This is a genomic window from Haloimpatiens lingqiaonensis (assembly GCF_901447495.1).
Lineage (GTDB): Bacteria > Bacillota > Clostridia > Clostridiales > Clostridiaceae > Haloimpatiens > Haloimpatiens lingqiaonensis.
This window is the reverse complement of record NZ_CABDWS010000006.1, coordinates 50,117-73,449: the sequence shown is the minus strand read 5'-3', so window position 1 is coordinate 73,449 and position 23,333 is coordinate 50,117. Positions and strand designations below refer to the sequence as shown.

Below are 23,333 nucleotides of genomic sequence, written 5' to 3'. Positions count from 1 at the left end.
TCTTTCTTTTTAGACTTTTTTCCTTTAGGTTTATCTTTTCCTTGGATACTCAACCAAATTCCATCCATTTCTTGAAATAAAACTTTAACTTCTTTCGATCCATTTAATTTACCTTTTTTATTTAATATTATTTTTCTTTCTTCTTTTTCTTCAAGTTTAGAACCTAATTTTTGTACTACATTCCATACTGCTGTATGGCTGATTTCTTGGTTGGTTAACTCTTTAATATTTTTCGCAGTATCCCTATAAGAAACATTAGTCACATTATCTACAATCTTTTCTACTAACGTGGTTGAAATCTGACCTATTGTATCCATTTGTAAATATTCATCTAGTAAGAATTTATAAGCTTTTTTGCCATCCTCTGTTTTAAATTCATACAGACGTCTCTCAAATTCTACATCCCCCATAATAGTCTTTATACACGTACGTCTTAAACCTTTACTTCTATAAACCTTAGTATTTCTTTCATCCATCAACCTACGGTCTAGGTGCGTTAGCACCTCTCTCATGAATCTGCATGCTTCATCACATACATATTTATATATTTTTTTCTCTAAATCATTGAAAGTTATCTCTTTATCGTTTAAACTTGTATTGTACATAATATCACCCATTTCTATATAGTTTTCTCAACTTACATTATAATGGATTTTTTATGTACATGGGAGATACTTTTTGTATCTCCTTTTAAATTTTCTAAGCAGTAATTACTACTATCTTTGCCTACTAAAATTATACTCTAAGTTGAGATAATCCTTTTTCGTTCGTAGTTCAAATATAACCTCTTTGGTATCCACTACAAATCAAGTTCGTATTTATTTTTCAAACAAGCAACCCGCTGTTGCTGTAGCTCTAATCTCATATAATTAAATTTTCCTGACTGGTCTAACATACTTCCAAAAACGTTTGCAATCGTGATAAAAATAAAATACTCTGCCTTGTGCGGTATCGAGTTCATAACCGCTTTGTGAGTAGTCAAACTCCTTCATCGCTTTTTCAATCTCTGCTTCAACAATCTGATTTTCGGTTTCAAAATCAAAGGCTCCGTGTTCAAAAGCAATATATTCGCCCTCAGGCACCTCCATTATCTGCATTTGCGGAGGTACTTCTCCTTTGTAATCAAGTGGTAAACGAACACCATAGGCTTCTGCAAGAGGGATACCCCAACTGCATATTCTACCTTCCGGTTCGTTAATAAATGCCATAAGCTGACCACTTCCAGCATCTGCTTCGTTTCCACCGACATCATCTAACTTGCCCTTAATGCTGTCAAGTAAACCGCAAATTGTTTCACAATCCTGTCCGGGAATTTTACTCTGTTTTTGCCAAAAATCAAAATAACCTATACTCTCATAATTTCTGATGTGTAAAAACTTGTGTGCCGGAATGGTTACAAAGTAAATTTTGATACTATCTGTTGATTTAGCCATACCCGTTCCTCCTATTCCTAATAAATAGCAGTCAAAAGGTTTAATTGCTGTGCGAAGTACAACCGGAGTCGGATTATCTCGATATTCACTTGGTGTCGTTCCATACGCTTCTTTAAAAGCACGGGTAAATGCTTCGTGTGATGAGAAACCATACCTTACAGCAATATCTAAAATTCCTTCCTCTGTATCTCTAATATCTTTCAGTGCAAAAGCAAGTTTTCTATAACGCAGATAATCTCTCATTTGCATTCCGGATATTTCCCTGAACTTTCTTGAAACATAATATTCCGAATATCCAAGAAACTCCGCAAGATTTGAAAGAATCAAATTCTCATCGTTTTGTTCCTTTATATTCCTATCTATTTCAAGAACAATACTCTGAATACCTCTTTGCCATTCAACCATTTATTTGCACTTCCTTTCGACTGATACAGTCATTATACATATCAGAAAATTATATTACTTGATTTGGCTTGCGTTGTTACAAAAAGATAGGAACATTATCTGCCCCTATGCTTTTCTTTTCGTTTCTGTTGCTTTAGGTCAAACTGGCGTTGCTTTTCTGCTTCTCGCTGTTATTTGCTGATTGATTTTCTCATCAGCCTATTTTCTTCTCGTTGCAGTTGCAATGCCTGTTGCGACTTTGTTCCAACACCTGAATAGGCAGATTGCTTTCTTACTTCTCGCTGTATTCGTTTCGGATTTGTCGCTTCTTTTTTTACCGTTACATCAACAGATGGACTGAATTTTAGTTGGCTGTAATTTTTCAGAACAAACTCCACTACTTCATAATCTTTAGGCTCTGCTCCAAATGTAACCTTGCATACAGATAATTTTCCATCTTCTATACACTCAAATACACCTACCCAGAACGGGTCATCAAAATACACCGTCAGCTTTCCGATACTTTCGTCCATAACGAAACCCTCCTAAAAATGTATTTCACAGGAATGGACAACCCGGATAACTGCTCTAATATGAATTGCAAATATTCCTTACTGGATGCCATAATACATCTTCCTTTCAGTTAATCTCTTGTTCTAATAAGATGTCCTTCCTGAATTGCTGCAAAAGTAGCTATAACACAAATAACACTCCCACTATATCTCAATTCTATGAATTTTAACGTCAGAGGAAATAAAAACAACATCAATCCGGTTATCTTATTCATTACTGTATGCAGAACCACAAATTTCTTGTGAACCGCATATCCTGAAACAACATTTACAAACAATCTTTATGACTCCAATAATTTCTATCCATATCCAAAGCCATAACGGAATATTTAATATAGGGAGCAGTTTAATCATACAGACTAAGATAAATACAAAGTCAGCAACCGTATCCAACTTAGAACCAAGTTCACATACAGTATTTGTTTTTCTTGCCACAACACCATCAGCCATATCCGTAAGCCCTGCTGCTACATATAGAGCATAAAACATCGGAGAAAAAGCAGGAAAAAACAATATAAGTACACTGAATAAAATTCTGCAAAATGTTATGATGTTCGTTATTTTCCTCATCTCCTTTGTATTATCTTCGCTTGTTTGTGAAAATGAGCAACCGCTACTTCAAATTCCAAAGAACCTTCTCATAATCTTTTACATAGTGCCGTATGTTAGTGCGACCTTTTTGGATAATAGTATGACCCTCTGCTTCTAACTTCTCTTTCTGTGCTTCAATACCGCCAGGATATTTTTCGTTCAACTCTCCATTTGCTTTCATTGTTCTCCAGTAAGGTGTTTCATCATAAGAACGCTGATAACTTGCCCACGCTGCAATAGAAACAAAAATTCCTGCTGTAATAGGTTCTGTAAAATCTGCACCACTCAATTCTGCAAAGTATTCTTGTATTTTCCCAACAGTTATCACCTTGCCGTAAGGAACTTTTTTAATTACATTATCATAGTCGATTGGTGGGGCAAAGTACATTTTACTTCCACCATATTTCTCGATACTTTTTTGGTCTGTAACGGTTTGAAACTTCGGCATATCCTTATTATTATGCAACATAGCATTAAAATCTTTTTTATCTTCATTAGCCATATATGCTACCTCATACTCTAAGGATAATTCACTTAATGCTTCTATGCAATGAAGCAGTTTGAAATAATCTCAACAAATTTTTCTTTATTCTAAGAATGGGCAATTCCTCTATGGAACTGCCCACTCATTTTAAAATTATACGATTTTTTCTTGCTTGCACCGATTTCTGCATCAAATGATGTAAGTTTGATGTAAAACGCTGTTTTTTCAAGATTTCAACAAATGAAGTACAGCTCGTTTTAGTACAGCTTTGCACCTGCCGGAATATGGTTATCAACCATCAGAAGATGGAGCTTTTCTTCTCCTTCTTCTTCGTGAACGGCACTCAGAAGCATACCACAAGAGTCAATGCCCATCATTGCTCTCGGAGGAAGATTTGTGATAGCAATCAGTGTCTTGCCTACAAGTTCTTCCGGCTCGTAATATGCGTGAATACCGCTTAAAATGGTGCGGTCTGTGCCTGTTCCGTCATCAAGAGTGAACTGTAACAGCTTCTTTGACTTCGGCACTGCAACACATTCTTTAACCTTTACTGCACGGAAATCTGACTTGCTGAATGTATCAAAATCAACCATTTCCTCGAATAAAGGCTCTACCTTTACCTTAGAAAAATCAATCTTCTCAGGCTCTGCTTTTTCTTCTTCAGAAGCCTTAGATTTTACATCATTTTTCTTATTTACATCATTTAAGGTCTTCATTGTTGGGAATAGTATAACATCTCTTATAGAATAAGAATCTGTTAAGAACATTATAAGTCTATCAATGCCTATTCCTAGTCCGCCTGTTGGTGGCATACCAATTTCTAATGCATGCATAAAATCTTCATCTATTACATAAGCCTCATCGTCGCCAAGTTCTCTTTCCTTAGCTTGTTGTACAAATCTATCTCTTTGAACCACAGGATCATTTAATTCTGAATATGCATTACATATTTCTCTTCCAAAAATAAATCCTTCAAATCTTTCAGTAAACTCCTCGTTGCCTCTTTTTTTCTTTGTAAGAGGTGATATTTCTACTGGGTAATCATATATAAATGTTGGTTGAATCATGTGCTCTTCTGCATATTCCTCAAATAAATAATTTAAAACCTCGCCCTTAGTTACAAATTTTAAATCCTTTTTAAATTCAAGATTCTTTTCTTTAGCTATTTTTTGAGCTTCTTCATTACTATTTATTTGGTTAAAATCAACTCCAGCATGCTCCTTAACTGCATCTACCATAGTAATTCTTCTCCAAGGTGGTGTAAAGTCAATTTCAGTACCTTGGTATGTTACCTTTGTAGTACCTAAAACTTTTTCACACACATATGCTACTAAATTTTCTGTTATTTCCATCATGTCATTATAGTCAGCATATGCTTGATATAATTCTATCATTGTAAACTCAGGGTTATGTCTTACATCTATTCCTTCATTTCTAAAGTTCTTACCCATGTCATAAACTTTTTCAAATCCAGCAACGATTAATCTCTTTAAATATAATTCTGTAGCAATTCTCAAATACATATCTATATTCAAAGCATTATGATGAGTTATAAATGGTCTTGCAGCAGCACCACCTGCTATTGGTGAAAGAATAGGAGTTTCACATTCCATAAATCCTTTATTATCCAAAAACTCTCTTATATATCTTATGATAGCTGTTCTCTTTATAAAAGTATCCCTAACTTCTGGATTCATTATTATATCAACTTCTCTATGTCTGTATCTAAGATCTGGATCCTTTAATCCATGGAACTTTTCTGGAAGTGGTCTTAATGACTTACATGTAAGTTCAAAAGAGGATACTTTTACTGATATTTCACCGGTCTTAGTCTTAAATACAGTTCCTGTAGCAGCTACTAAATCTCCTATATTAAGGCTCTTATACTCTGCTAGTTTTTCTTCACCTACATTGTCTATTTTTATAAATAATTGTATTTTACCTGTCTTGTCATGAACGTCTGAAAATACTACCTTTCCTTGACCTCTTTTAGATAATATTCTTCCAGCTACTGTAACTTCTTTTTCTTCTAATGTCTCAAAGTTCTCCTTAACTTCTTCTGCGTGATGAGTCACATTAACTTTGTAAACATCAAAAGGGTCTTTGCCTTCTTGTTGAAGACTTTGTAGTTTTTCTAATCTTTGTTTCATCACTTCATTTAAATCTAGTTCATTCTCTTGTGCATTCAAATTTTTTTCTTCTGCCATGAAAATCCCTCCACTTTACGCTCTATTAATTTCTAAAACTTCATATTTGTTTATTCCATCTGGAACAGGTATTTCTACTATATCTCCTACTCTTTTTCCAATAAGCCCCATGCCCACTGGTGATTCGTTAGATATCTTGTTTTCCATTGGATCTGCTTCCGCTGAACCTACTATTATAAAATCAACAATTTCATCAAAATCATAATCCTTAACCTTTACTACTGTACCAACCCCAACAACTTCTTTATCTATTTCACTCTCATCTACTACAGATGCATTTTTAAGCATGTTTTCTAATTGAGCTATTCTTCCTTCTACAAAAGCCTGTTCATTTTTAGCTTCATCATATTCTGAGTTTTCACTTAAGTCTCCAAATGAAAGTGCTACCTTTATCTTTTCAGTTATTTCTTTTCTCTTAACTGTCTTTAAATACTCTAATTCATCTTCTAACTTTTTAACCCCTTCATAAGTCATTACATACTTCTTCTCGCTCATTTCTTGTCTCCCCTTTTAAATATTCTAATACTTTATAATTACATTTTAGTTTAATTTCATAACAATAAACCATTTTATTATAACATAAATTTTCAGTTATAATCATTTAAGTTATTATAAATCAGCAACTTTATAATGTCAACATTTATACACTTCTGTGAAATACAGTTATTTAAAGATTAAATCCAAAGGAATCAATGTTAATATCATTACTTTTCAAATCTTCTTCCACATTTTTTCCACCCATATAACTAAGTATAGCTCCTATTAATTGTGGTGTGTATTTTAATGATTTTTCATCCCATGGTACTTGAAAAATAACATTATTTACATGTAAATTATGATTATTCTTAGGTACATACCTATTGTCAATATACCATATATTTAATTTTTCATTTTCAGGATCTATATTTCTAGAACTTATAATAAAATCAGCATTATTTAATAGATACTCATATTCTCTTGTTATAACAGGTGTAACACCGTATTCTGCTATTAAATACTCTCTTTCTTTTCTAAGATAATCTATATTATTTGATAACAACATTACATTGTTACCAAATTTGCAAAGTTCCTCTATTATATATTTATTAATATAATCACCTGCATCCATAACTCCTACGCAGCTGTTTCTTATATTTTTAAAATTCAACCTAAGAAAAAGCTTTATACTTTTAATAACACTAAATGCAAATAACTTTTTTTGATAATCATTAAACCTTTCATAATCTAAGATCCTCCAAACATCTAATGCTAATGGTTCACAATTGAATCCCATTATATTTTGGGCTATTTTTATATTATTATAGTAAGATTTAGGATTTACATTTGAAGGTATATCTATATTGACAACTGAAAGATTTATATCTTTTATAAAATTTTCGCACCGGTATGTTATTTTGAATCTGTCTTTAAATTTCCCTATAAAACTACTATCTTTATATAATTCTTCATAGGACTTTAAATTCAAAATACTATTCACACAACCATCCTTATAATTGCTATATATAATTTTATTCTAATATATCTATATAAATTACTTGTATTATTGAACTTTTACAGTTATAAAATTAAAAATTTAAGAATAAAACTTCTTTAAAAGTTATTAACTCTATCTATTTTCCATGTATTCTTTATAATCCTTAAGTATTTTAAATACATTTTCACTATCTTCTTGTCTATTTATAATATCTTTAATTGCAGTGCAATTATTTAAGCCCTTTATGTACCATGCTAAATGTTTTCTCATTTCTCTAACTGCTTTTCTTTCTCCATGGTAATATATAGCCCTTTTTAGATGTTCTATACACATATCTATTTTTTCAATACTATTAGGCACTGAAACCTCCATACCCTGAAGCTTTCCTGCAACTTCTCTGAATATCCAAGGATTTCCCATAACGCCTCTGGCTATCATTATACCGTCACATTTAGTAGTTCTTTTAATGCTTTCTACATCTTCTGCAGAAAATATATCACCATTACCTATCACTGGTATACTTATGTTTTCCTTTACTTCTCTTATAATGTCCCAATCTGCTTCTCCTGTGTACATTTGCTGTCTAGTTCTTCCATGAACTGTAACCGCATAAGCTCCTGCTTCTTCCATGTACTTCCCAAACTCTACAGCATTTATACTATTTGAATCAAAACCCTTTCTAAATTTTACAGTTACAGGTTTTGAAGATGCCTTACGAACTTCCCTAACTATCTCCGCTGCTAACTTAGGATTTTTCATAAGAGCGGAACCCTCACCATTTTTAACTATTTTAGGTACAGGGCATCCCATATTTATGTCTACTAAGCAAATGTCATCATTGTGGTTAAAAGTTTCTGCAGCCTTTGCCATTATATATGGTTCACTTCCAAATATCTGAACTCCCACAGGACTTTCCTTTTTTGAAATTTTCAAAAGTTCTCCTGTGTTTTCACTACCATAATACATGCCTTTAGCACTTATCATTTCAGTATATACAAGTTCGCAACCCATCTCTTTGCAAAGTTCTCTAAAAGCAACATCCGTAACCCCTGCCATAGGAGCTAAAAAAATGCCTTTAGGGAAATCTAGGTTACCTATTTTCATATAAACACCTACTTCATATTCTTTTCGTATATTATCTTTAGTCCTTGCAATGTTAAAATTGGATTTATCAAATCTACAGTATTTGATTCTTCATATATTAGCTTAGAAAGTCCACCAGTAGCTACAACTAAAGGCTCATTTTCACCAAGAGCCCTCATCTCTTCCTTTATCTTATTAACTATATAATCTACTTGGCCTATATAACCATATATAATCCCTGCTTGCATACTAGCAACAGTATTTTTACATATTATAGTTTCAGGCTTTACAAGTTCAACTCTAGGTAGTTTAGCAGCTCTTTCAAAAAGAGCGTCCGATGCAATTCTCATTCCTGGGCAAATAACTCCTCCTAGATAATCACCTTTTTCTGATATAATACAAAAGGTAGTAGCAGTTCCAAAGTCAATTATTATCAGCGGTTTTTTATATAATTCATGTGCAGCTACTGCATTAACTATTCTGTCTGCTCCTACTTCTTTTGGATTGTCATATTTTATATTTATTCCTGTTTTAACTCCAGGACCCACCACTATAGGTTGAGTATGAAAATATTTTCTTATCATATGTTCTAAAGAATACATTATATTAGGTACCACTGAAGATATTATTACTCCTTTTATATCTTCTATACTTAATTTATGTAAATGAAATAATTCCTTTACCTGTATTCCATATTCGTCTGCTGTCCTTCTGGAATCAGTGGACAATCTGCACTCCACTATAAGTTCATCATCGCTATATATTCCTAGTACAATATTAGTATTGCCAACATCTAAAACTAAAATCATCTTAAGCACCCCTTATATAAATCATAAGAGCAGCCTATAAGCTGCTCTTTATGAAAAAACTCAGTAGTATCAGAATTAACAATTTAATTTTAACAACTACATTTATTTTGTCAAGTATTTTATATTATTATACTCCAAATAATGAAAGCAATACTCCTGCTGCTACTGCAGTACCTATAACCCCTGCTACATTAGGCCCCATAGCATTCATAAGTAAGAAATTACCTGGATCTTCTTCTTGCCCTACTACCTGTGCTACTCTAGCTGCCATAGGAACCGCTGAAACTCCTGCTGCCCCTATTAAAGGATTTACTTTTCCCTTAGTGACTTTATACATTATTTTTCCTATAATTACACCTGCTGATGTACTTATAGCAAAAGCTATCATACCTAAAACTATTATCATTATGGTTTGAGGTTTTAAAAATATCTCCGCATTAGCTGTTGCTCCAACAGTAACCCCTAAAAATATAGTTACTATATTTATTAAAGCATTTTGTGCTGTATCTGATAGTCTTTCAACTACTCCACATTCTTTAAATAAGTTTCCTAGCATCAACATACCAATTAGAGAAGCTACTGAAGGAAGTAATAATACTACCACTACTGTTACAGCTATAGGGAATATTATTTTTTCTACCTTCTTAACCTGTCTAAGCTGCCCCATTCTAACAGTTCTTTCTTCTTTTGTAGTCAGCGCCCTCATTATTGGCGGTTGAATCAATGGAACTAATGCCATATAAGAATATGCAGCTACTGCTATTGGACCTAAAAGTTCTGGTGCTAACTTACTTGAAAGATATATTGCTGTAGGTCCATCCGCTCCCCCTATTATTCCAATAGATGATGCCTGTTGAGGGGTAAATCCCATCAATATAGCACATATAAATGTGAAAAATACTCCAAATTGTGCTCCTGCTCCCATTATGACACTGGAAGGATTGGCAAGCAGTGGGCCGAAATCTGTCATAGCTCCTACTCCTAAAAATATAAGAGGTGGATATATGTCTGCTTCTACTCCCTGATACAAATACCACAAAAGTCCCCCCACATGTTCCTTAGTTGGAGGCTCCATTATTCCTGCAAGAGGCAAATTGGTCAAAAGCATTCCAAAGGCTATTGGCAAAAGAAGTAGCGGTTCAAATTCTTTCTTAATAGCCAAATATATAAGCACAAAAGATATAATCATCATTACTAATTGTTGCCATGTCATCCCTACAAACCCAGAAGAAAGCCATAGGTTCTTTAATGAATTTAAAATCATAGCTATTTCCCCTCTTCCTATTATTGAATTACTGCTAATACATCTCCTGTATTTACCATAGCTCCCACTGCTACATTAACATCTATAACCTTTCCATCATGAGGTGCCATAATTTCATTTTCCATTTTCATAGCTTCTAGCACGAATAGCACTTCTCCCTTTTTGAAATTATCTCCTGCTGCTTTATTTACTTTTAGTATTTTCCCTGGCATTGGACATTCTACCTTTTCTCCATCTACATTAGATTTCTTAACTTCCGCTGGCTTTTTTTCCACTGGCTTAACTTCTTTTTTCTCCTCTTGAACCACAGAAGTTGTTGAAACTTCTGAAAAATCTCCCTTTACTTCTTCTACTTCAACTTCATATCTATTTCCATTAACATTAACAACATATTTCTTCATATTATAAACCCTCCTAATTATCTCAAACTATTCTTTATAGCAGAATCCTTCCATCCGTTTCCGTTTAGTCTCTTTATATTTTTAATTACTAAATTTTCAGATGGTACATCCATATAAGAAGATAAGGCTGCCATTATAGCTGCAACTACTTCTAGGTCTGCATCCTCAGAGCTGACACTAATTTCTTCCTGATGTTTTTCAATCATTGTTTCTTTCTTCTCTATTTCTAAATCTTTTTTACCATTCTTATTTTTCAATGTTTTTTCTGCCTTACTCAATAAAAAAGTTTGAATTTTTATTATTAAGGCTATAAAAACCAATACTGAAAATACTACAAGCATAGCAAATAGTGTAACTTCTAATGACCCTACAAAATTTAATGTTTTCATTTAATACGCCCCCTAAATTAATATACTTCCATGTTTCTTAGGGTACTTTATCTCTCTCTTGCTTCCTAACATATCTACAACCGCGAATAATCTTTGTTTAGTTTCAGCTGGCATTATTATGTCATCCACATAACCTTTTTCTGCTGCCACATATGGATTTGTCATTTCATTCATATGCTCAGAAATTATTTTTTTCTCCTCATCCCTAGGATTTTCACTAGAAACTATTTCTTCTCTGAATAGTACCTTTGTCATATCCTCAGGCGCTAGTAATGATATTTTTGCACTTGGCCATGCATAGCATATATCAAAACTAACTTCTTTGCTTGCTAAAAGTGCATATGCAGCACCGTATATTTCACCTATTATTAAAGAAATTTTAGGTACCGTTGCTTCACTTAAAGTATAAAGCAATTTAGAAGCCTCTAATGCCATACCATCTTTCTCCTGTTTTAAATCTATTTCCAACCCCTTAGTATCCACTAAAGATATAATAGGTATATTAAAACCATCGCAAACCTTTACAAATTTTATTAACTTATCTATGCCTTTAATGTTTAAAATACCTTTCTTTATATTTTTATTAGTTCCCAATATTCCTACTGTTGTCCCATTTATTTTTGATAAACCAGTAAATACAGTCTGTCCCCATTTCTTATTAATCTCCAAGAAACTTTCTTTATCACTGATTTCATTAATTATCTCGTATATATCATAATTTTCATTATCAGCAATGTTATTCAATTTTTCTTTAGGCATGTTTAATCCCATATCTTCAGCACTTAACGGACTATTATCCATATTATTAGAAGGTATATAGGACAAAATTTTTCTAGCGGTTTCTATAGCTTCTTCTTCATTTTCTGCTATTATATGTGCGCTTCCATTTTGATTAACACTTTCTCCATCTGAGTAATCCTTAGAATCTATAAATATTTTTTCTTTATCAGTAAGCTTACTTGAAGGAGTTACACATAAGCTACTGTTTTCTTTTGTGATTATAACAAAATCACCCATAGTTGCACTTAGTGCTGCTAATCCTTCACATGGTCCCATTACTAAGGTTATCTGTGGAATAACACCAGAGTTTTGAGCATTCCTTTTTAGTATCTTTCCATAGGCCCCTAAAATATCTAAACCTTCTGTAATTTTAGCTCCTGCGGAATCCAAAATCTGCACTAATGGTGCCCCCATCTTAACTGACATATCCATTAGTGAAGCTATTTTATTAGCATTTACACTATTAATAGCTCCTCCATCCACAGTATAATCTTGGCTATATGCATAAACTAATCTTCTATTAACTGTACCATAGCCAGTAACTACTCCAGCTCCATCATTAGAAATCATTCCTCCTAATTCGATAAAGGAGCCTGTGTCAAATAATTTAATCATTCTTTCTTTGCAAGTATTTTTACCCAGATTGTGTTGAGCTTGTATTTTTTGTCCACTTGCACTTTCATTTTGAATTTTTACATTCATAAATTTTTCCACATAACTCATTGACGTTCCTCCTAACTAAAATAAACAACTAACCCCTACATTAAGAATAGCATAAAAATCCTTTTTTGTATACAAACCTATGCAAGTTTTATTTCATTTGTCTGTGTATTTAAAAAACAAAAGCCATCTTTTTTTCAAAGGATGGCTTTTGTTAAATAATTTTATCTATATATTTTTTTCATCTTCCTGAAGCTCTTCACTGTTTGGTTTTTCTGAAGAAACTTCAATCTTAGCAATATTTTCTTCTGATTCATCCTTAACTTCAACAGAATCTATAGCTTCTTCTGCATTTTTTTCTTCCGCTATAACTTCTTCTAAAGTTATTTTTCCATCTATTAAGGCATTAAATTCATCTGCATTTAATTTTTCCTTTACCAACAATGCCTTTGCCACATCATGTAATTTTTCTACATGTTCAGTAAGCAATCTCTCTGCCTTCATATAAGCCTCATCTATCAATCTCTTTATTTCACTATCTATCTTAGAGGCTATCTCTTCACTAAAATCCCTATTCCTTCCGATATCTCTGCCAAGGAAAACTTCCTCATGACCTGTTCCAAAAGCTATAGGTCCAAGTTCTTCACTCATACCAAATTCCATTACCATTTTTCTAGCTATATTAGTTGCTCTATCTATATCGCTTTTAGCACCAGTACTTATATCTCCTATAATAAGCTTTTCTGCAACTCTTCCACCTAATAATCCAACCATTTCATCTTCTAATCTTGATTTAGATGTATATGCTCTATCCTCATCTGGAAGGTGCATTGTATATCCACCAGCCATTCCTCTTGGAATTATACTGATTTCATGTACTGGATCTGAGTTAGGTAAAAACTTCATTACAACCGCATGACCAGCTTCATGATATGCTGTAAGTCTCTTATCTTTATCGCTTATAACTCTACTCTTCTTTTCTGGTCCTGCTATTACTCTAGTAATGGCTTCCTCTAATTCATCCATTCCTATAACCTTTTTATTATTTCTTACAGTTAAAAGAGCTGCCTCATTCATTAAGTTTTCTAAATCAGCTCCTGTAAATCCTGGAGTTCTCTTTGCCAAAACGTTAAGTTTTACTTTTTCATCTAATGGCTTACCTTTAGAGTGAACTTTTAAAATTTCTTCTCTTCCCTTAACATCTGGTTGCCCCACAAGAATCTGTCTATCAAATCTTCCTGGTCTTAATAGTGCTGGATCTAGTATGTCCGGTCTATTAGTTGCAGACATGATTATGATTCCTTCATTTACTCCAAATCCATCCATCTCTACTAAAAGTTGATTTAGAGTTTGCTCTCTTTCATCATGGCCTCCACCTAAACCTGCACCTCTTTGTCGTCCAACTGCATCTATTTCATCTATAAAAATTATGCAAGGCGCATTCTTTTTTGCCTGTTCAAATAAATCTCTAACCCTTGATGCTCCAACACCCACAAACATTTCTACAAAATCAGAACCTGATATGCTGAAAAATGGTACCCCAGCCTCTCCTGCTACAGCTTTTGCCAGTAATGTTTTTCCTGTACCTGGAGGTCCAACAAGTAGAACTCCTTTAGGTATTCTAGCACCAACTTCTAAATATCTTCTAGGAGATTTTAAAAATTCAACTATTTCCTCTAGTTCTTCCTTTTCCTCATCTGCTCCTGCCACATCCTCAAATGTAACCTTCTTTTTGTCATTATTAGCAAGTTTAGCTCTGCTTTTTCCAAAATTCATAACTCCTCTATTGCCGCCACCTTGAGACTGTTGCATAAATACAAATAAAAATCCTACTAACGCAACGGTAATTAATATACTTGGTAGCCAACTAAACCACATAGGTGTTCTAGATGGTTGCTCATATTTTTCATCTATATAATATGATTTTGGATTTTGACTAATAAAATCATACAATCTTGCTTTATCTACACTAGCTTGTATTTGTTTATTATCTTTTAATTTAGCTACAACAGTACCATCTTGCTTTACTTGAATTTCTTTCACATTGTCTTTTTTCCATTCTTGAGTAAATGTTCCAAAGGATACTTTGCCTGTACTGGTTCCTGACTCCAAATAAGCCAAGGCTGCAAACATAACTAGCACAAGCACTATTATCCAAACTACTGCACCGGATATTTTCTTCATTCAAGGCCCTCCCCTCTTCTTATAGCTACTATAAAATTTTACCATATAGTAAATTCATTAACAATAAATCACTGCCAATAAATTATATTTAAATTTTTATTATTTTTTCATGGCTTCACATAATATATTTAATCTGCTATTTTTTATAAATTTCCTCTTTTAATATACCTACATAAGGAAACTGTCTATAATTTTCTGCATAATCCATGCCATATCCTACTAAAAAGTAATCTGGCACTTCATAACCTATATATTTTACACCTATATCAACTCTTCTTCTTTCTGCCTTGTTAAGCATACATACTATTTCTAAACTATTTGGATTTCTAGAGCTAAGATACTTCATAAGATACTTTAAAGTAACTCCTGTATCTATTATATCCTCTACTATAAGTACATCCTTTCCTTTTATCTCAAAATCTAAATCCTTTAGTATTCTTACAACTCCTGAAGTTTCAGAAGAATTTCCATAACTTGATACATCCATAAAATCTATATGACAAGGTATAGATATTTCTCTTATAAGGTCTGTCATAAACATAACAGAACCCTTCAATATTCCAATCAAAATTAAGTCCTTTCCTTTGTAATCATCACTTATTTTTCTAGCTAATTCCTTTGCCTTTTCCTTTAATTGTTCAGCATTGTATAGAACTTCTTTTACATCTTCTTTTCCATATGTAGGCATTTTTATTCCCCTCTCTTAAACTGAATTTTTAGTACTTTCTTTGTATTGTTGTCAATTTTAAATTTTTCGCTAATTCTATATCCAAATACCCATGCAATTTCATTTTCAAAGCATATTAGTGGTATTCTATCCCTTTTTTCCTTAGGAATTTTTAAATCCATAAATAAATCCTTTAATTTTTTTGTTCCCTTCATTCCAATCGGTTGAAACTTATCTCCTGGTTTCCTATATCTTAAAGTTATTTTTCCCTTTATCTTATCATAATCAAAATATTTAGTAAAATTATTTACTTTTAAATTATACTCTTGTTCTTTACTGCATATCTCCATCTCTAGAGAAATTTTATAGCCTTCTATTTTATAATTTTCACCTATTTCTAACATAAATTGTTTTTCTTCTCTCTCTATAGGAACATATTTATACAAATGAATGTCTCCATAATTATTTGCTACAATTATATTGTTAGGTAATGTAATTTGCTTCCCTGTGTCACCCTTTTGTATATGTATTATATCATATATATGTTTTGTCTCTAAATCATATAAATTACCCTTTAATTCATTTAATGCTATTCTTAAAACCCTAGACAATATGGCCTCATGTTCTTTAAATAATTCTTTCCTTAATATAATTCTACCACATTCTGAGCCACAATACTCCTTATATTTATCCTTAGCCGATAAATCTATGTATTCATTGTCTTTCCAAGTAAGATTTGCAAATCTGTTTATAGTATTAACTATATCCTTATTAAAGTTTTTCTCCATATAAGGTATCAGCTCAAGCCTTATTTTATTCCTTGAATATATGTTTTGTAAATTTGTTTTATCTATTCTAGCATTAATTCCATTATCTTCGCAATAACTTTCTATTTCCCCTCTGGTCAATCTTATTATAGGCCTCACAACTAAATTATCTCTAATGGGCTTTATGCCTACTGCTCCTGCTAAACCAGTACCTCTCATCAATCTCATAAGCACAGTTTCAGCTTGATCATTAGCATTATGAGCTACTGCAATCTTTTGAGCCTTAAGTTTTTCTTTTAATTCATAGAAAAATTCATATCTCTCTTCTCTTCCTGCAGTCTCACAGGATATATTTTTTTCTAAAGCTACTTTATTTATATCCACTCTTTTACTATAAAATTCTACATTTATTTTCTTACAATACTCTTCAACATATCTTTCATCATTATCTGCCTCTTCTCCTCGCAAACAATGATTTAAATGAGCCGCTGCTATTTCTATACCTAAATCCTCTCTAAGTAAATAAAGCATGTGTAGTAAGCACATTGAGTCTGGTCCTCCAGACACTGCTACTATTACTTTATCGCCTTTATGAAACATTTGGTATTCTCTAATAGTATTTAAAACCTTTTGTAACATTCAAACACTTCCTAAAAAAATTATATTTTTATAATAACCAATTATAACATAAATAAAGAATGAGCTTAAGTTTTTTTAGAACTTATTCCCATTCTATTAAAAAACATATATAAAAACAACCCCATATCCATGTTTTAATACAAATCATATACCTTTGAAACCATCACTGTCATATCATCCCTTACCTTTCCCTTGCTTAATTTTAGAGATTGCTCCATAAGTCCTTCAGCAATTTCTCTAGGGTTATTGCTATTGCTTTTTTCTAAATATTTAATTACCCAATCATTTTTTCCTACGTTTTCATTGTTATAGTCTATAACTCCATCTGTCAGCATTACTACAATATCACCATTTTGTAAATTAAACTTCTTTAAATCCACATCAACCTTATCTAATATTCCAATAGGAAGACTTTTAGACTCTATTACTTTTACATTATTAGCTTTCTTTATAAATGTTGACGCTGCACCTACTTTTATAAAATCCGCTTCACCGGTATATAAATTTACATTTGCTAAATCTACAGTGGAGAATTTCTCCTCTTCATAAAATTTTAATGACATAATAGAATTTACAGCATCAATAGATGTTCCTTCGCTAAAACCAGAATTCATAAAGTTCTCAATCATTTCTACCACAGCTGCACTTTCCTCACTAGCTTCTGGTCCAGATCCCATTCCATCACTCAATAGCATTAAATAATTTCCATCATTACCCTTACCAAAACTATAGCTATCTCCATTATACTCCTCTCCATCTTTACATTTTCTCTTCACATATGAGGATATATGATATTTAGGCATTTCTTTAAAGTTTATAGTGCATTCACCAGTATTAGCATCTATAAAACACCCTTCTTCCTCTATACACATACTTCTTCCAGTGACTTCATCTATTAATGGCAATATCTCTTTCACACATTTTTGCTTATTACCACAACTTTTCATCGCTAACTTTATAACGCTTCGTCCATTCTTATCTATAAAGCATGTAATATCCTCATATTTAATTTTTTCCTTATTTAATATCCTTATAACATCACGTTCTAATGCTACATTAAATCGAACACCATATGCAAAATCATTTGTGGCTTCTTTTATAGACTTTGCCATATTATTTATCTGCTCTGATAATATTTTTCTTCCTTCCTGTAACCGTATGTTTAAAAGTTCACTTATTACATAATTATTTGCTATCTCCTCTGTATTTTTTAATAATACTTCTTTATTTATACATTTTTTATCTATTTCCTTTGGAATTATTTTTCTTCCTTGCTGGTAATTCTGTATTAATTCTCCAAAAGCAGAATAGGTATAATGTAGTTCTCTATTCCAGCACATACCTTTCATACTACAATTACTACACACCCTATCAGCCAAGTTTTCTATTAAAGAAGTACTCTTGTTTTTCATACTTAAATTTTCATTTTTTGATAGGCGTCCTAAAGTTTCTGACATATTATCAAGTACCGATGAAAAACTATTTAATCTCTTTTCAAAAATCTTTTTAATTTTATTTATATACTCTTCACTAATATATTTTTGCTTTTCTTCTCTGTTAACTTCTAAACTTAGTTTTTCGTAAAACTTCCTAGGTATTAACAAAAATATTGCAACAGCTACTATAGGCTCTATAAGTTTAAAATTTTGAAAACTCCTAGAATACACTGTTACTATAAAGAAAGTTACTATAAAAGCAAAGGAAGTAAACCATCTTCCCATTTCTCGAAAAGCTCCTGCTATCAAGGCACACAAACCATAAATGCATGTATAGATGCTTATATCTTTTGCACCTAGTCCAATGATGGCTCCAAGGGCCACTCCTGTGGCAGTTCCAACACCACTTCCGCTTACGTAGGTTAAAATACTTATAAAAGTTAAAGATAAAACATTCCATAAAGATACTTTATAAATTTTTATTCCATAAGTACCTGCTAATACTAGTGATATAAATATAGCCATGGTTATCAATTCTTCACTACTATATAAATGCTTTGTATTTAATTCTTTAAAGCATAAAATGGAATGATCAATAATAAAATATAATGGAATAATACACGCCATTTCTAAAAAACAAAATAAAAAAGTTGTTCCTACAGGCTTTTTTAATATAAATAGTTGGTACATAATAAACTCTAAAAGTATTATTGAAAATGTAATTATAACCTTCTTACCTCTACTAATTCCCTTTAGAAGCCAAAATATCATAGCTATTAAGGATATAGCTATTAAATATCTTCCAACCTCTCCCACTGCATTATGTATCCAAACATAACCTAAAACACTGCCTGCACAAGGAATCAAAAACATATAATCCTCAAAATAATATAGCATGGCCACAAGAAGCGCAATACCAAAAGGAGCTATAGACTCCATTATAGCAACTCTGCTTATAAATAATGCTATAAAAAAGATACACACACCTTTAAATATTAAATTTGCATTTAAAGTTTTTTTTACCTCTTCCTTCTTTTGTACTCCAGATACTCTTTGGTACGGAAAAACATTTACACCGTATTGCATATTCACTCTCCCCCTACCTTAATTAATATCTAAATTATAACAAAAGATCGTGGTAATAATTGTCAATATTCCTGTTAAGAGAAAATTTATTTCAGACAATATAAAACATAAATCAGTATTTTTTACCATAAACTGTAATCTTATATTTCCTGCAATCTTACACTCTATATAACTTTTAAATACAACTTGTTAAATTAAACAGCACTTTGCCTCATATATTTTTCACATAAATAAGTTATATAAACAGAACTCTAACCTTCAGATGGAGTTTTTACTCCATCTGAAGGTTAGAGTTCGTTATCTAGGGACGTAGCTGCCGTTATCTCCCACTTTGTTAGAAGTGGGAGTGTTACGGCAGGTAGTCATGGGATAAAAAAGTCGTTATATATACTCTTTTGATAGGATTTAGGGGAATTTTTATTAGATAAATTTGAAATGTCATATTTACAAAAAAATAAAAAACCTCACTATGATTGTGAGGTTTTACATGGTAGCGGAAATAGGACTTGAACCTACGACACTTCGGGTATGAACCGAATGCTCTAGCCAGCTGAGCTATTCCGCCATGTGGTTGCGGGGATAGGACTTGAACCTATGACCTTCGGGTTATGAGCCCGACGAGCTACCAGCTGCTCCACCCCGCGACATTTTGGTGCTGAAGACCGGAATCGAACCGGTACGGTGTTTTAGCACCGCAGGATTTTAAGTCCTGTGCGTCTGCCAGTTCCGCCACTCCAGCGTATTAATTTTTAAATTTTTGGTTGCGGGGACAGGACTTGAACCTGTGACCTTCGGGTTATGAGCCCGACGAGCTACCAGCTGCTCCACCCCGCGACATTTTGGTGCTGAAGACCGGAATCGAACCGGTACGGTGTTTTAGCACCGCAGGATTTTAAGTCCTGTGCGTCTGCCAGTTCCGCCACTCCAGCGTATTAATTTTTAAATTTTTGGTTGCGGGGACAGGACTTGAACCTGTGACCTTCGGGTTATGAGCCCGACGAGCTACCAGCTGCTCCACCCCGCGACATTTTGGTGCTGAAGACCGGAATCGAACCGGTACGGTGTTTTAGCACCGCAGGATTTTAAGTCCTGTGCGTCTGCCAGTTCCGCCACTCCAGCATATTATTATGCCTATAATAAATATTATATTAATGCAACCAAAAATTCAATGCAATTGCCCTTACAATGATTAAGCAAATGGTAGCGGAAATAGGACTTGAACCTACGACACTTCGGGTATGAACCGAATGCTCTAGCCAGCTGAGCTATTCCGCCATGTGGTTGCGGGGATAGGACTTGAACCTATGACCTTCGGGTTATGAGCCCGACGAGCTACCAGCTGCTCCACCCCGCGTTATTTGGTGCTGAAGACCGGAATCGAACCGGTACGGTGTTTTAGCACCGCAGGATTTTAAGTCCTGTGCGTCTGCCAGTTCCGCCACTCCAGCAAGCCTTGCTTAATCTCAAGGACAGATTTTATTATATAGTATATATACATTCATGTCAACAACTTTTTAAAATATTTTTTAATTTGTAACTGAATCCCCTCTATTTACTCCTACCTTACCTCTTACTTCTTGCTTATTACTTTTTACTTCTTATTTATTACTTTTTACTTATTACTTCTTATCTATTACTTCTTACCTAGCACCTAGCAATTGTACCATAAATAAAAGGGCTATTAAAGCCTTTATTTCCACTTTAATAAGCCCTTGATATTCTTTTAAATACTACATACTAGAACCTCTTTTATTGCGACCACCATTTCTCATATTTTGGTGCTTCTTTATATCCTGGAACTTTTCTTCACTTTCTTTTAAAAACTTTGAAATTCTATCTTCAAAGTTTACAACTTCATTTTTCGCCTTCTCCTTTTGCCAATCAATTTCTACTGGTCTAGCAGTTTTCTTAACTTGATTAGCTTGCTTTATTGAAAGACTCATTCTTCCATTATCATCTATGGAAAGAACCTTAACTTTAACTTTATCTTTTTCCTTTAGATGCTTGCTTACATCCTTTACATATGATTCTGAGACTTCAGAAATATGTACTAACCCTGTTTTTCCCTCCACTTCTACAAATGCACCAAAATTAGTTATATTTACCACTGTACCTTCTGCAATACTTCCTACTTTTAAGGTCATGTTAAAAAGACTCCTCCTTAATAATATAATGTTCTATAGAAAATAAATTTAAAAACTAAATTAAACTACTTTGAAGTTTCTTTTGATGAATTATTAATTACAGGAGTTTCTCCTTTTTTAATAAAGTTTAGCTTTTCACGAGCTATTTTTTCTATATAGTTATCGCTTTTAGACATATTTACTTGATCCTGTAATTCATTATTTTTTTTCTTAAGAGTACTTAACTCTTGTTTCTTTTGGTTGTTTTCCTCTTTAATCTTTGCAATTGTCACTTGTTGACTTATAAAAATACCTAATATATAAACCACCAGTACAGCAACTATTACTTTTTTAAAATTAATTTTTTTCCTCATAGCCCCTACCCTTTTCATTTAATAGTATAAAATACATATATATATATTTTAAGTTGCTTTTACTTTTTATTCAAGTTATTTTTATACTTTTTATTTTTTTTTTCTTTTTTAAAAAATATATGAAAAAAACACCCTATTGTATAAGTAAAAATATTAAATGTTACACGTATTATTTTACCCATAGCTTTGTTAATTTTATTTATGCTTTTATAAAAATATCTACTAAACAACTTTAAATAAGCAAATATTCCAAAAGCTATATACATATAGCATTGCACACCCATGTAAGCATAGTTTGTAGTAAACAAAAATATAAAAACAACTATAGCTGCAAATATCCAAAAAAGTATATCCTGTATGAACAGTATTATTTTATTATTACAAGTTCCCCTTATAGTTCTATATACATCAAATAAAACTCCTGTCAATACCCCTGCTAAAATATTATATAAAAGTAATTGCAATTGAGACGTAGTTGATAATATCATGCTCTTACTTGAATAGCTTGCTTATGATGCTGTCGCTATCCTTTTTCTTTTCTTTATTCATATAGACGCAGGAGTCAATTGTTCCTATTATCACCAGTTCACCATTTTGAACATCTAACTTATTCATCTTTAGGTTATTCCCTCTTACTTTTAATTGTCCTAACTCAGTGGTTAAATCTATTTCTTCTTCATTAAAACTTATAACTTCTTGGACACCTGTAAGGCTTAACCTCTTTCTACTGTCTAAATTCAAAATGCTTTTATGATCTTGTATTTTAATTTCTTTTTTTATCTCCATTTAAATCCTCCTATAATCCTATAGTATCTATACTTAATATATGATTATAGGTATATCATTAGTACCTTTACTCTATTATTTGATACATTTCTTTAGCTGCTTCTTTTTTAACATGTTCTGCTATATTAATTATCTTAGCTTTTAATTTACCCTTTGCAAATTCTATTTCTATTATATCCTCTTCATTTACCTCAGTACTAGGTTTTGCAACTTTACCATTAATCCAAACTCTTCCGCTTTCACAAGCTTCTTTTGCTATGGTTCTTCTTTTGATTATCCTTGATACTTTAAGATATTTGTCTAATCTCATTTAATTCTCCCCCTTGTACAATATGGTTACCCCAAATTATTGTTTATTATTTCTTACTTTAAAGAAAAAACCTAGATTTGCATCTAGGTTTTTCTTTATGTAGCCAATATTATCTAGTAATTACTTATTTACTCTGTCTTTGAACTCTTTTCCTGCTTTAAATACTGGAACAATTGATGCTGGAATTGTTATTTCCTCTTTAGTTCTTGGATTTCTTCCAACTCTTTCAGCTCTTTCACGAGTTTCAAAAGTTCCAAATCCTATTAATTGAACCTTTTCACCTTTTTCTAATGTTTCTTGTACGCTTTCTATGAATGCCTTTAATACTGCTTCTGCATCCTTCTTAGTTAATTTACTCTTTTCTGCCATACTAGCGATTAATTCTGCTTTGTTCACTTTTGTTACCTCCTTAAATAATTAGAGTACGCTA

General features: G+C 32.5%; 23 protein-coding genes, 10 tRNA genes and 1 pseudogene. All 34 read right to left on the bottom strand.

Going from position 1 to position 23,333, the window contains the following annotated elements; genetic code table 11:
- Positions 1 to 605 (bottom strand): UPF0236 family transposase-like protein (locus tag FGK85_RS02470; protein WP_171011303.1); only part of this gene is annotated, 605 nt, incomplete at its 3' end.
- 264 nt (positions 606 to 869) lie between these two features.
- Positions 870 to 1,838, bottom strand: a complete 969-nt coding sequence (locus FGK85_RS02465) for a helix-turn-helix transcriptional regulator (RefSeq protein WP_138203436.1) — start codon at positions 1,836 to 1,838, stop codon at positions 870 to 872.
- Between the two features lie 95 nt (positions 1,839 to 1,933).
- A pseudogene (locus tag FGK85_RS02460) lies at positions 1,934 to 2,350 on the bottom strand (YjdF family protein).
- 246 nt (positions 2,351 to 2,596) lie between these two features.
- The gene (locus tag FGK85_RS02455; RefSeq protein WP_243122781.1) at positions 2,597 to 2,959 is read right to left on the bottom strand and encodes a CDP-alcohol phosphatidyltransferase family protein; all 363 of its coding nucleotides are present in this window, start codon (positions 2,957 to 2,959) and stop codon (positions 2,597 to 2,599) included.
- A 43-nt stretch (positions 2,960 to 3,002) separates the two neighbouring features.
- Positions 3,003 to 3,482, bottom strand: coding sequence for an MGMT family protein (locus FGK85_RS02450; RefSeq protein WP_138203434.1), 480 nt, complete (start codon positions 3,480 to 3,482; stop codon positions 3,003 to 3,005).
- A 239-nt stretch (positions 3,483 to 3,721) separates the two neighbouring features.
- Positions 3,722 to 5,614: a lysine--tRNA ligase gene (gene lysS, locus FGK85_RS02445; RefSeq protein WP_396276664.1), complete on the bottom strand. Its 1,893-nt coding sequence runs from the start codon at positions 5,612 to 5,614 to the stop codon at positions 3,722 to 3,724.
- Between the two features lie 72 nt (positions 5,615 to 5,686).
- Positions 5,687 to 6,166 (bottom strand): transcription elongation factor GreA, encoded by a 480-nt coding sequence (gene greA / locus FGK85_RS02440; RefSeq protein WP_138203430.1) that lies wholly within the window; start codon positions 6,164 to 6,166, stop codon positions 5,687 to 5,689.
- A 172-nt stretch (positions 6,167 to 6,338) separates the two neighbouring features.
- Positions 6,339 to 7,148 carry a hypothetical protein gene (locus FGK85_RS02435; RefSeq protein WP_138203428.1) on the bottom strand — a complete coding sequence of 270 codons (810 nt, stop codon included), beginning with the start codon at positions 7,146 to 7,148 and terminating at the stop codon, positions 6,339 to 6,341.
- A 129-nt stretch (positions 7,149 to 7,277) separates the two neighbouring features.
- Positions 7,278 to 8,249: a tRNA dihydrouridine synthase DusB gene (gene dusB, locus FGK85_RS02430; RefSeq protein WP_138203426.1), complete on the bottom strand. Its 972-nt coding sequence runs from the start codon at positions 8,247 to 8,249 to the stop codon at positions 7,278 to 7,280.
- An 8-nt stretch (positions 8,250 to 8,257) separates the two neighbouring features.
- Positions 8,258 to 9,037, bottom strand: coding sequence for a type III pantothenate kinase (locus FGK85_RS02425; RefSeq protein ID WP_138203424.1), 780 nt, complete (start codon positions 9,035 to 9,037; stop codon positions 8,258 to 8,260).
- A 127-nt stretch (positions 9,038 to 9,164) separates the two neighbouring features.
- The gene (locus tag FGK85_RS02420; RefSeq protein WP_138203422.1) at positions 9,165 to 10,301 is read right to left on the bottom strand and encodes a sodium ion-translocating decarboxylase subunit beta; all 1,137 of its coding nucleotides are present in this window, start codon (positions 10,299 to 10,301) and stop codon (positions 9,165 to 9,167) included.
- Between the two features lie 20 nt (positions 10,302 to 10,321).
- A complete protein-coding gene (locus tag FGK85_RS02415; protein WP_138203420.1) occupies positions 10,322 to 10,702 on the bottom strand; it encodes a biotin/lipoyl-containing protein in 381 nt (126 codons plus the stop codon).
- Between the two features lie 17 nt (positions 10,703 to 10,719).
- Entirely contained in the window at positions 10,720 to 11,091 is a 372-nt protein-coding gene (locus FGK85_RS02410; protein WP_138203418.1) for an OadG family protein, read from the bottom strand.
- A 12-nt stretch (positions 11,092 to 11,103) separates the two neighbouring features.
- Positions 11,104 to 12,594 carry an acyl-CoA carboxylase subunit beta gene (locus FGK85_RS02405; RefSeq protein WP_138203416.1) on the bottom strand — a complete coding sequence of 497 codons (1,491 nt, stop codon included), beginning with the start codon at positions 12,592 to 12,594 and terminating at the stop codon, positions 11,104 to 11,106.
- A gap of 165 nt (positions 12,595 to 12,759) precedes the next feature.
- Positions 12,760 to 14,715 (bottom strand): ATP-dependent zinc metalloprotease FtsH, encoded by a 1,956-nt coding sequence (ftsH, locus tag FGK85_RS02400; RefSeq protein WP_138203414.1) that lies wholly within the window; start codon positions 14,713 to 14,715, stop codon positions 12,760 to 12,762.
- A gap of 136 nt (positions 14,716 to 14,851) precedes the next feature.
- The gene (gene hpt, locus FGK85_RS02395; RefSeq protein ID WP_138203412.1) at positions 14,852 to 15,403 is read right to left on the bottom strand and encodes a hypoxanthine phosphoribosyltransferase; all 552 of its coding nucleotides are present in this window, start codon (positions 15,401 to 15,403) and stop codon (positions 14,852 to 14,854) included.
- A 2-nt stretch (positions 15,404 to 15,405) separates the two neighbouring features.
- The gene (gene tilS / locus FGK85_RS02390; protein ID WP_138203410.1) at positions 15,406 to 16,788 is read right to left on the bottom strand and encodes a tRNA lysidine(34) synthetase TilS; all 1,383 of its coding nucleotides are present in this window, start codon (positions 16,786 to 16,788) and stop codon (positions 15,406 to 15,408) included.
- Between the two features lie 134 nt (positions 16,789 to 16,922).
- Complete coding sequence (spoIIE, locus tag FGK85_RS02385) at positions 16,923 to 19,310, bottom strand: stage II sporulation protein E (RefSeq protein ID WP_138203408.1); 2,388 nt, start codon at positions 19,308 to 19,310, stop codon at positions 16,923 to 16,925.
- A 488-nt stretch (positions 19,311 to 19,798) separates the two neighbouring features.
- Positions 19,799 to 19,875, bottom strand: a tRNA-Met gene (locus FGK85_RS02380).
- Between the two features lie 3 nt (positions 19,876 to 19,878).
- Positions 19,879 to 19,954 (bottom strand) — tRNA-Met (locus tag FGK85_RS02375).
- A 6-nt stretch (positions 19,955 to 19,960) separates the two neighbouring features.
- Positions 19,961 to 20,049 (bottom strand) — tRNA-Leu (locus FGK85_RS02370).
- A gap of 19 nt (positions 20,050 to 20,068) precedes the next feature.
- A tRNA-Met gene (locus FGK85_RS02365) sits at positions 20,069 to 20,144 on the bottom strand.
- 6 nt (positions 20,145 to 20,150) lie between these two features.
- Positions 20,151 to 20,239 (bottom strand) — tRNA-Leu (locus FGK85_RS02360).
- Between the two features lie 19 nt (positions 20,240 to 20,258).
- Positions 20,259 to 20,334: transfer RNA gene (locus tag FGK85_RS02355), tRNA-Met, on the bottom strand.
- A 6-nt stretch (positions 20,335 to 20,340) separates the two neighbouring features.
- Positions 20,341 to 20,429 (bottom strand) — tRNA-Leu (locus FGK85_RS02350).
- Positions 20,430 to 20,508: 79 nt separating this feature from the next.
- A tRNA-Met gene (locus FGK85_RS02345) sits at positions 20,509 to 20,585 on the bottom strand.
- A gap of 3 nt (positions 20,586 to 20,588) precedes the next feature.
- Positions 20,589 to 20,664: transfer RNA gene (locus FGK85_RS02340), tRNA-Met, on the bottom strand.
- Between the two features lie 5 nt (positions 20,665 to 20,669).
- A tRNA-Leu gene (locus FGK85_RS02335) sits at positions 20,670 to 20,758 on the bottom strand.
- A 282-nt stretch (positions 20,759 to 21,040) separates the two neighbouring features.
- Positions 21,041 to 21,454 carry a S1 domain-containing RNA-binding protein gene (locus FGK85_RS02330; RefSeq protein WP_138203406.1) on the bottom strand — a complete coding sequence of 138 codons (414 nt, stop codon included), beginning with the start codon at positions 21,452 to 21,454 and terminating at the stop codon, positions 21,041 to 21,043.
- Between the two features lie 65 nt (positions 21,455 to 21,519).
- Positions 21,520 to 21,807: an FtsB family cell division protein gene (locus FGK85_RS02325; RefSeq protein WP_138203439.1), complete on the bottom strand. Its 288-nt coding sequence runs from the start codon at positions 21,805 to 21,807 to the stop codon at positions 21,520 to 21,522.
- Positions 21,808 to 21,866: 59 nt separating this feature from the next.
- Entirely contained in the window at positions 21,867 to 22,295 is a 429-nt protein-coding gene (yabQ, locus tag FGK85_RS02320) for a spore cortex biosynthesis protein YabQ (protein ID WP_138203404.1), read from the bottom strand.
- Between the two features lie 4 nt (positions 22,296 to 22,299).
- Complete coding sequence (yabP, locus tag FGK85_RS02315; protein ID WP_138203402.1) at positions 22,300 to 22,593, bottom strand: sporulation protein YabP; 294 nt, start codon at positions 22,591 to 22,593, stop codon at positions 22,300 to 22,302.
- Between the two features lie 67 nt (positions 22,594 to 22,660).
- Positions 22,661 to 22,903 (bottom strand): RNA-binding S4 domain-containing protein, encoded by a 243-nt coding sequence (locus FGK85_RS02310; protein WP_138203400.1) that lies wholly within the window; start codon positions 22,901 to 22,903, stop codon positions 22,661 to 22,663.
- A gap of 120 nt (positions 22,904 to 23,023) precedes the next feature.
- Positions 23,024 to 23,299, bottom strand: a complete 276-nt coding sequence (locus FGK85_RS02305; RefSeq protein WP_138203398.1) for an HU family DNA-binding protein — start codon at positions 23,297 to 23,299, stop codon at positions 23,024 to 23,026.
- Between the last annotated feature and the right edge of the window lie 34 nt (positions 23,300 to 23,333).

Bases quoted from the DNA above. Each gene is read 5' to 3' on its own strand.
- FGK85_RS02465 (WP_138203436.1), bottom strand. From the start codon at position 1,838: ATGGTTGAATGGCAAAGAGGTATTCAGAGTATTGTTCTTGAAATAGAT.
- FGK85_RS02455 (WP_243122781.1), bottom strand. From the start codon at position 2,959: ATGAGGAAAATAACGAACATCATAACATTTTGCAGAATTTTATTCAGT.
- FGK85_RS02450 (WP_138203434.1), bottom strand. From the start codon at position 3,482: ATGGCTAATGAAGATAAAAAAGATTTTAATGCTATGTTGCATAATAAT.
- lysS (WP_396276664.1), bottom strand. From the start codon at position 5,614: ATGAAACAAAGATTAGAAAAACTACAAAGTCTTCAACAAGAAGGCAAA.
- greA (WP_138203430.1), bottom strand. From the start codon at position 6,166: ATGAGCGAGAAGAAGTATGTAATGACTTATGAAGGGGTTAAAAAGTTA.
- dusB (WP_138203426.1), bottom strand. From the start codon at position 8,249: ATGAAAATAGGTAACCTAGATTTCCCTAAAGGCATTTTTTTAGCTCCT.
- FGK85_RS02425 (WP_138203424.1), bottom strand. From the start codon at position 9,037: ATGATTTTAGTTTTAGATGTTGGCAATACTAATATTGTACTAGGAATA.
- FGK85_RS02420 (WP_138203422.1), bottom strand. From the start codon at position 10,301: ATGATTTTAAATTCATTAAAGAACCTATGGCTTTCTTCTGGGTTTGTA.
- FGK85_RS02415 (WP_138203420.1), bottom strand. From the start codon at position 10,702: ATGAAGAAATATGTTGTTAATGTTAATGGAAATAGATATGAAGTTGAA.
- FGK85_RS02410 (WP_138203418.1), bottom strand. From the start codon at position 11,091: ATGAAAACATTAAATTTTGTAGGGTCATTAGAAGTTACACTATTTGCT.
- FGK85_RS02405 (WP_138203416.1), bottom strand. From the start codon at position 12,594: ATGAGTTATGTGGAAAAATTTATGAATGTAAAAATTCAAAATGAAAGT.
- ftsH (WP_138203414.1), bottom strand. From the start codon at position 14,715: ATGAAGAAAATATCCGGTGCAGTAGTTTGGATAATAGTGCTTGTGCTA.
- hpt (WP_138203412.1), bottom strand. From the start codon at position 15,403: ATGCCTACATATGGAAAAGAAGATGTAAAAGAAGTTCTATACAATGCT.
- tilS (WP_138203410.1), bottom strand. From the start codon at position 16,788: ATGTTACAAAAGGTTTTAAATACTATTAGAGAATACCAAATGTTTCAT.
- spoIIE (WP_138203408.1), bottom strand. From the start codon at position 19,310: ATGCAATACGGTGTAAATGTTTTTCCGTACCAAAGAGTATCTGGAGTA.
- FGK85_RS02330 (WP_138203406.1), bottom strand. From the start codon at position 21,454: ATGACCTTAAAAGTAGGAAGTATTGCAGAAGGTACAGTGGTAAATATA.
- FGK85_RS02325 (WP_138203439.1), bottom strand. From the start codon at position 21,807: ATGAGGAAAAAAATTAATTTTAAAAAAGTAATAGTTGCTGTACTGGTG.
- yabQ (WP_138203404.1), bottom strand. From the start codon at position 22,295: ATGATATTATCAACTACGTCTCAATTGCAATTACTTTTATATAATATT.
- yabP (WP_138203402.1), bottom strand. From the start codon at position 22,593: ATGGAGATAAAAAAAGAAATTAAAATACAAGATCATAAAAGCATTTTG.
- FGK85_RS02310 (WP_138203400.1), bottom strand. From the start codon at position 22,903: ATGAGATTAGACAAATATCTTAAAGTATCAAGGATAATCAAAAGAAGA.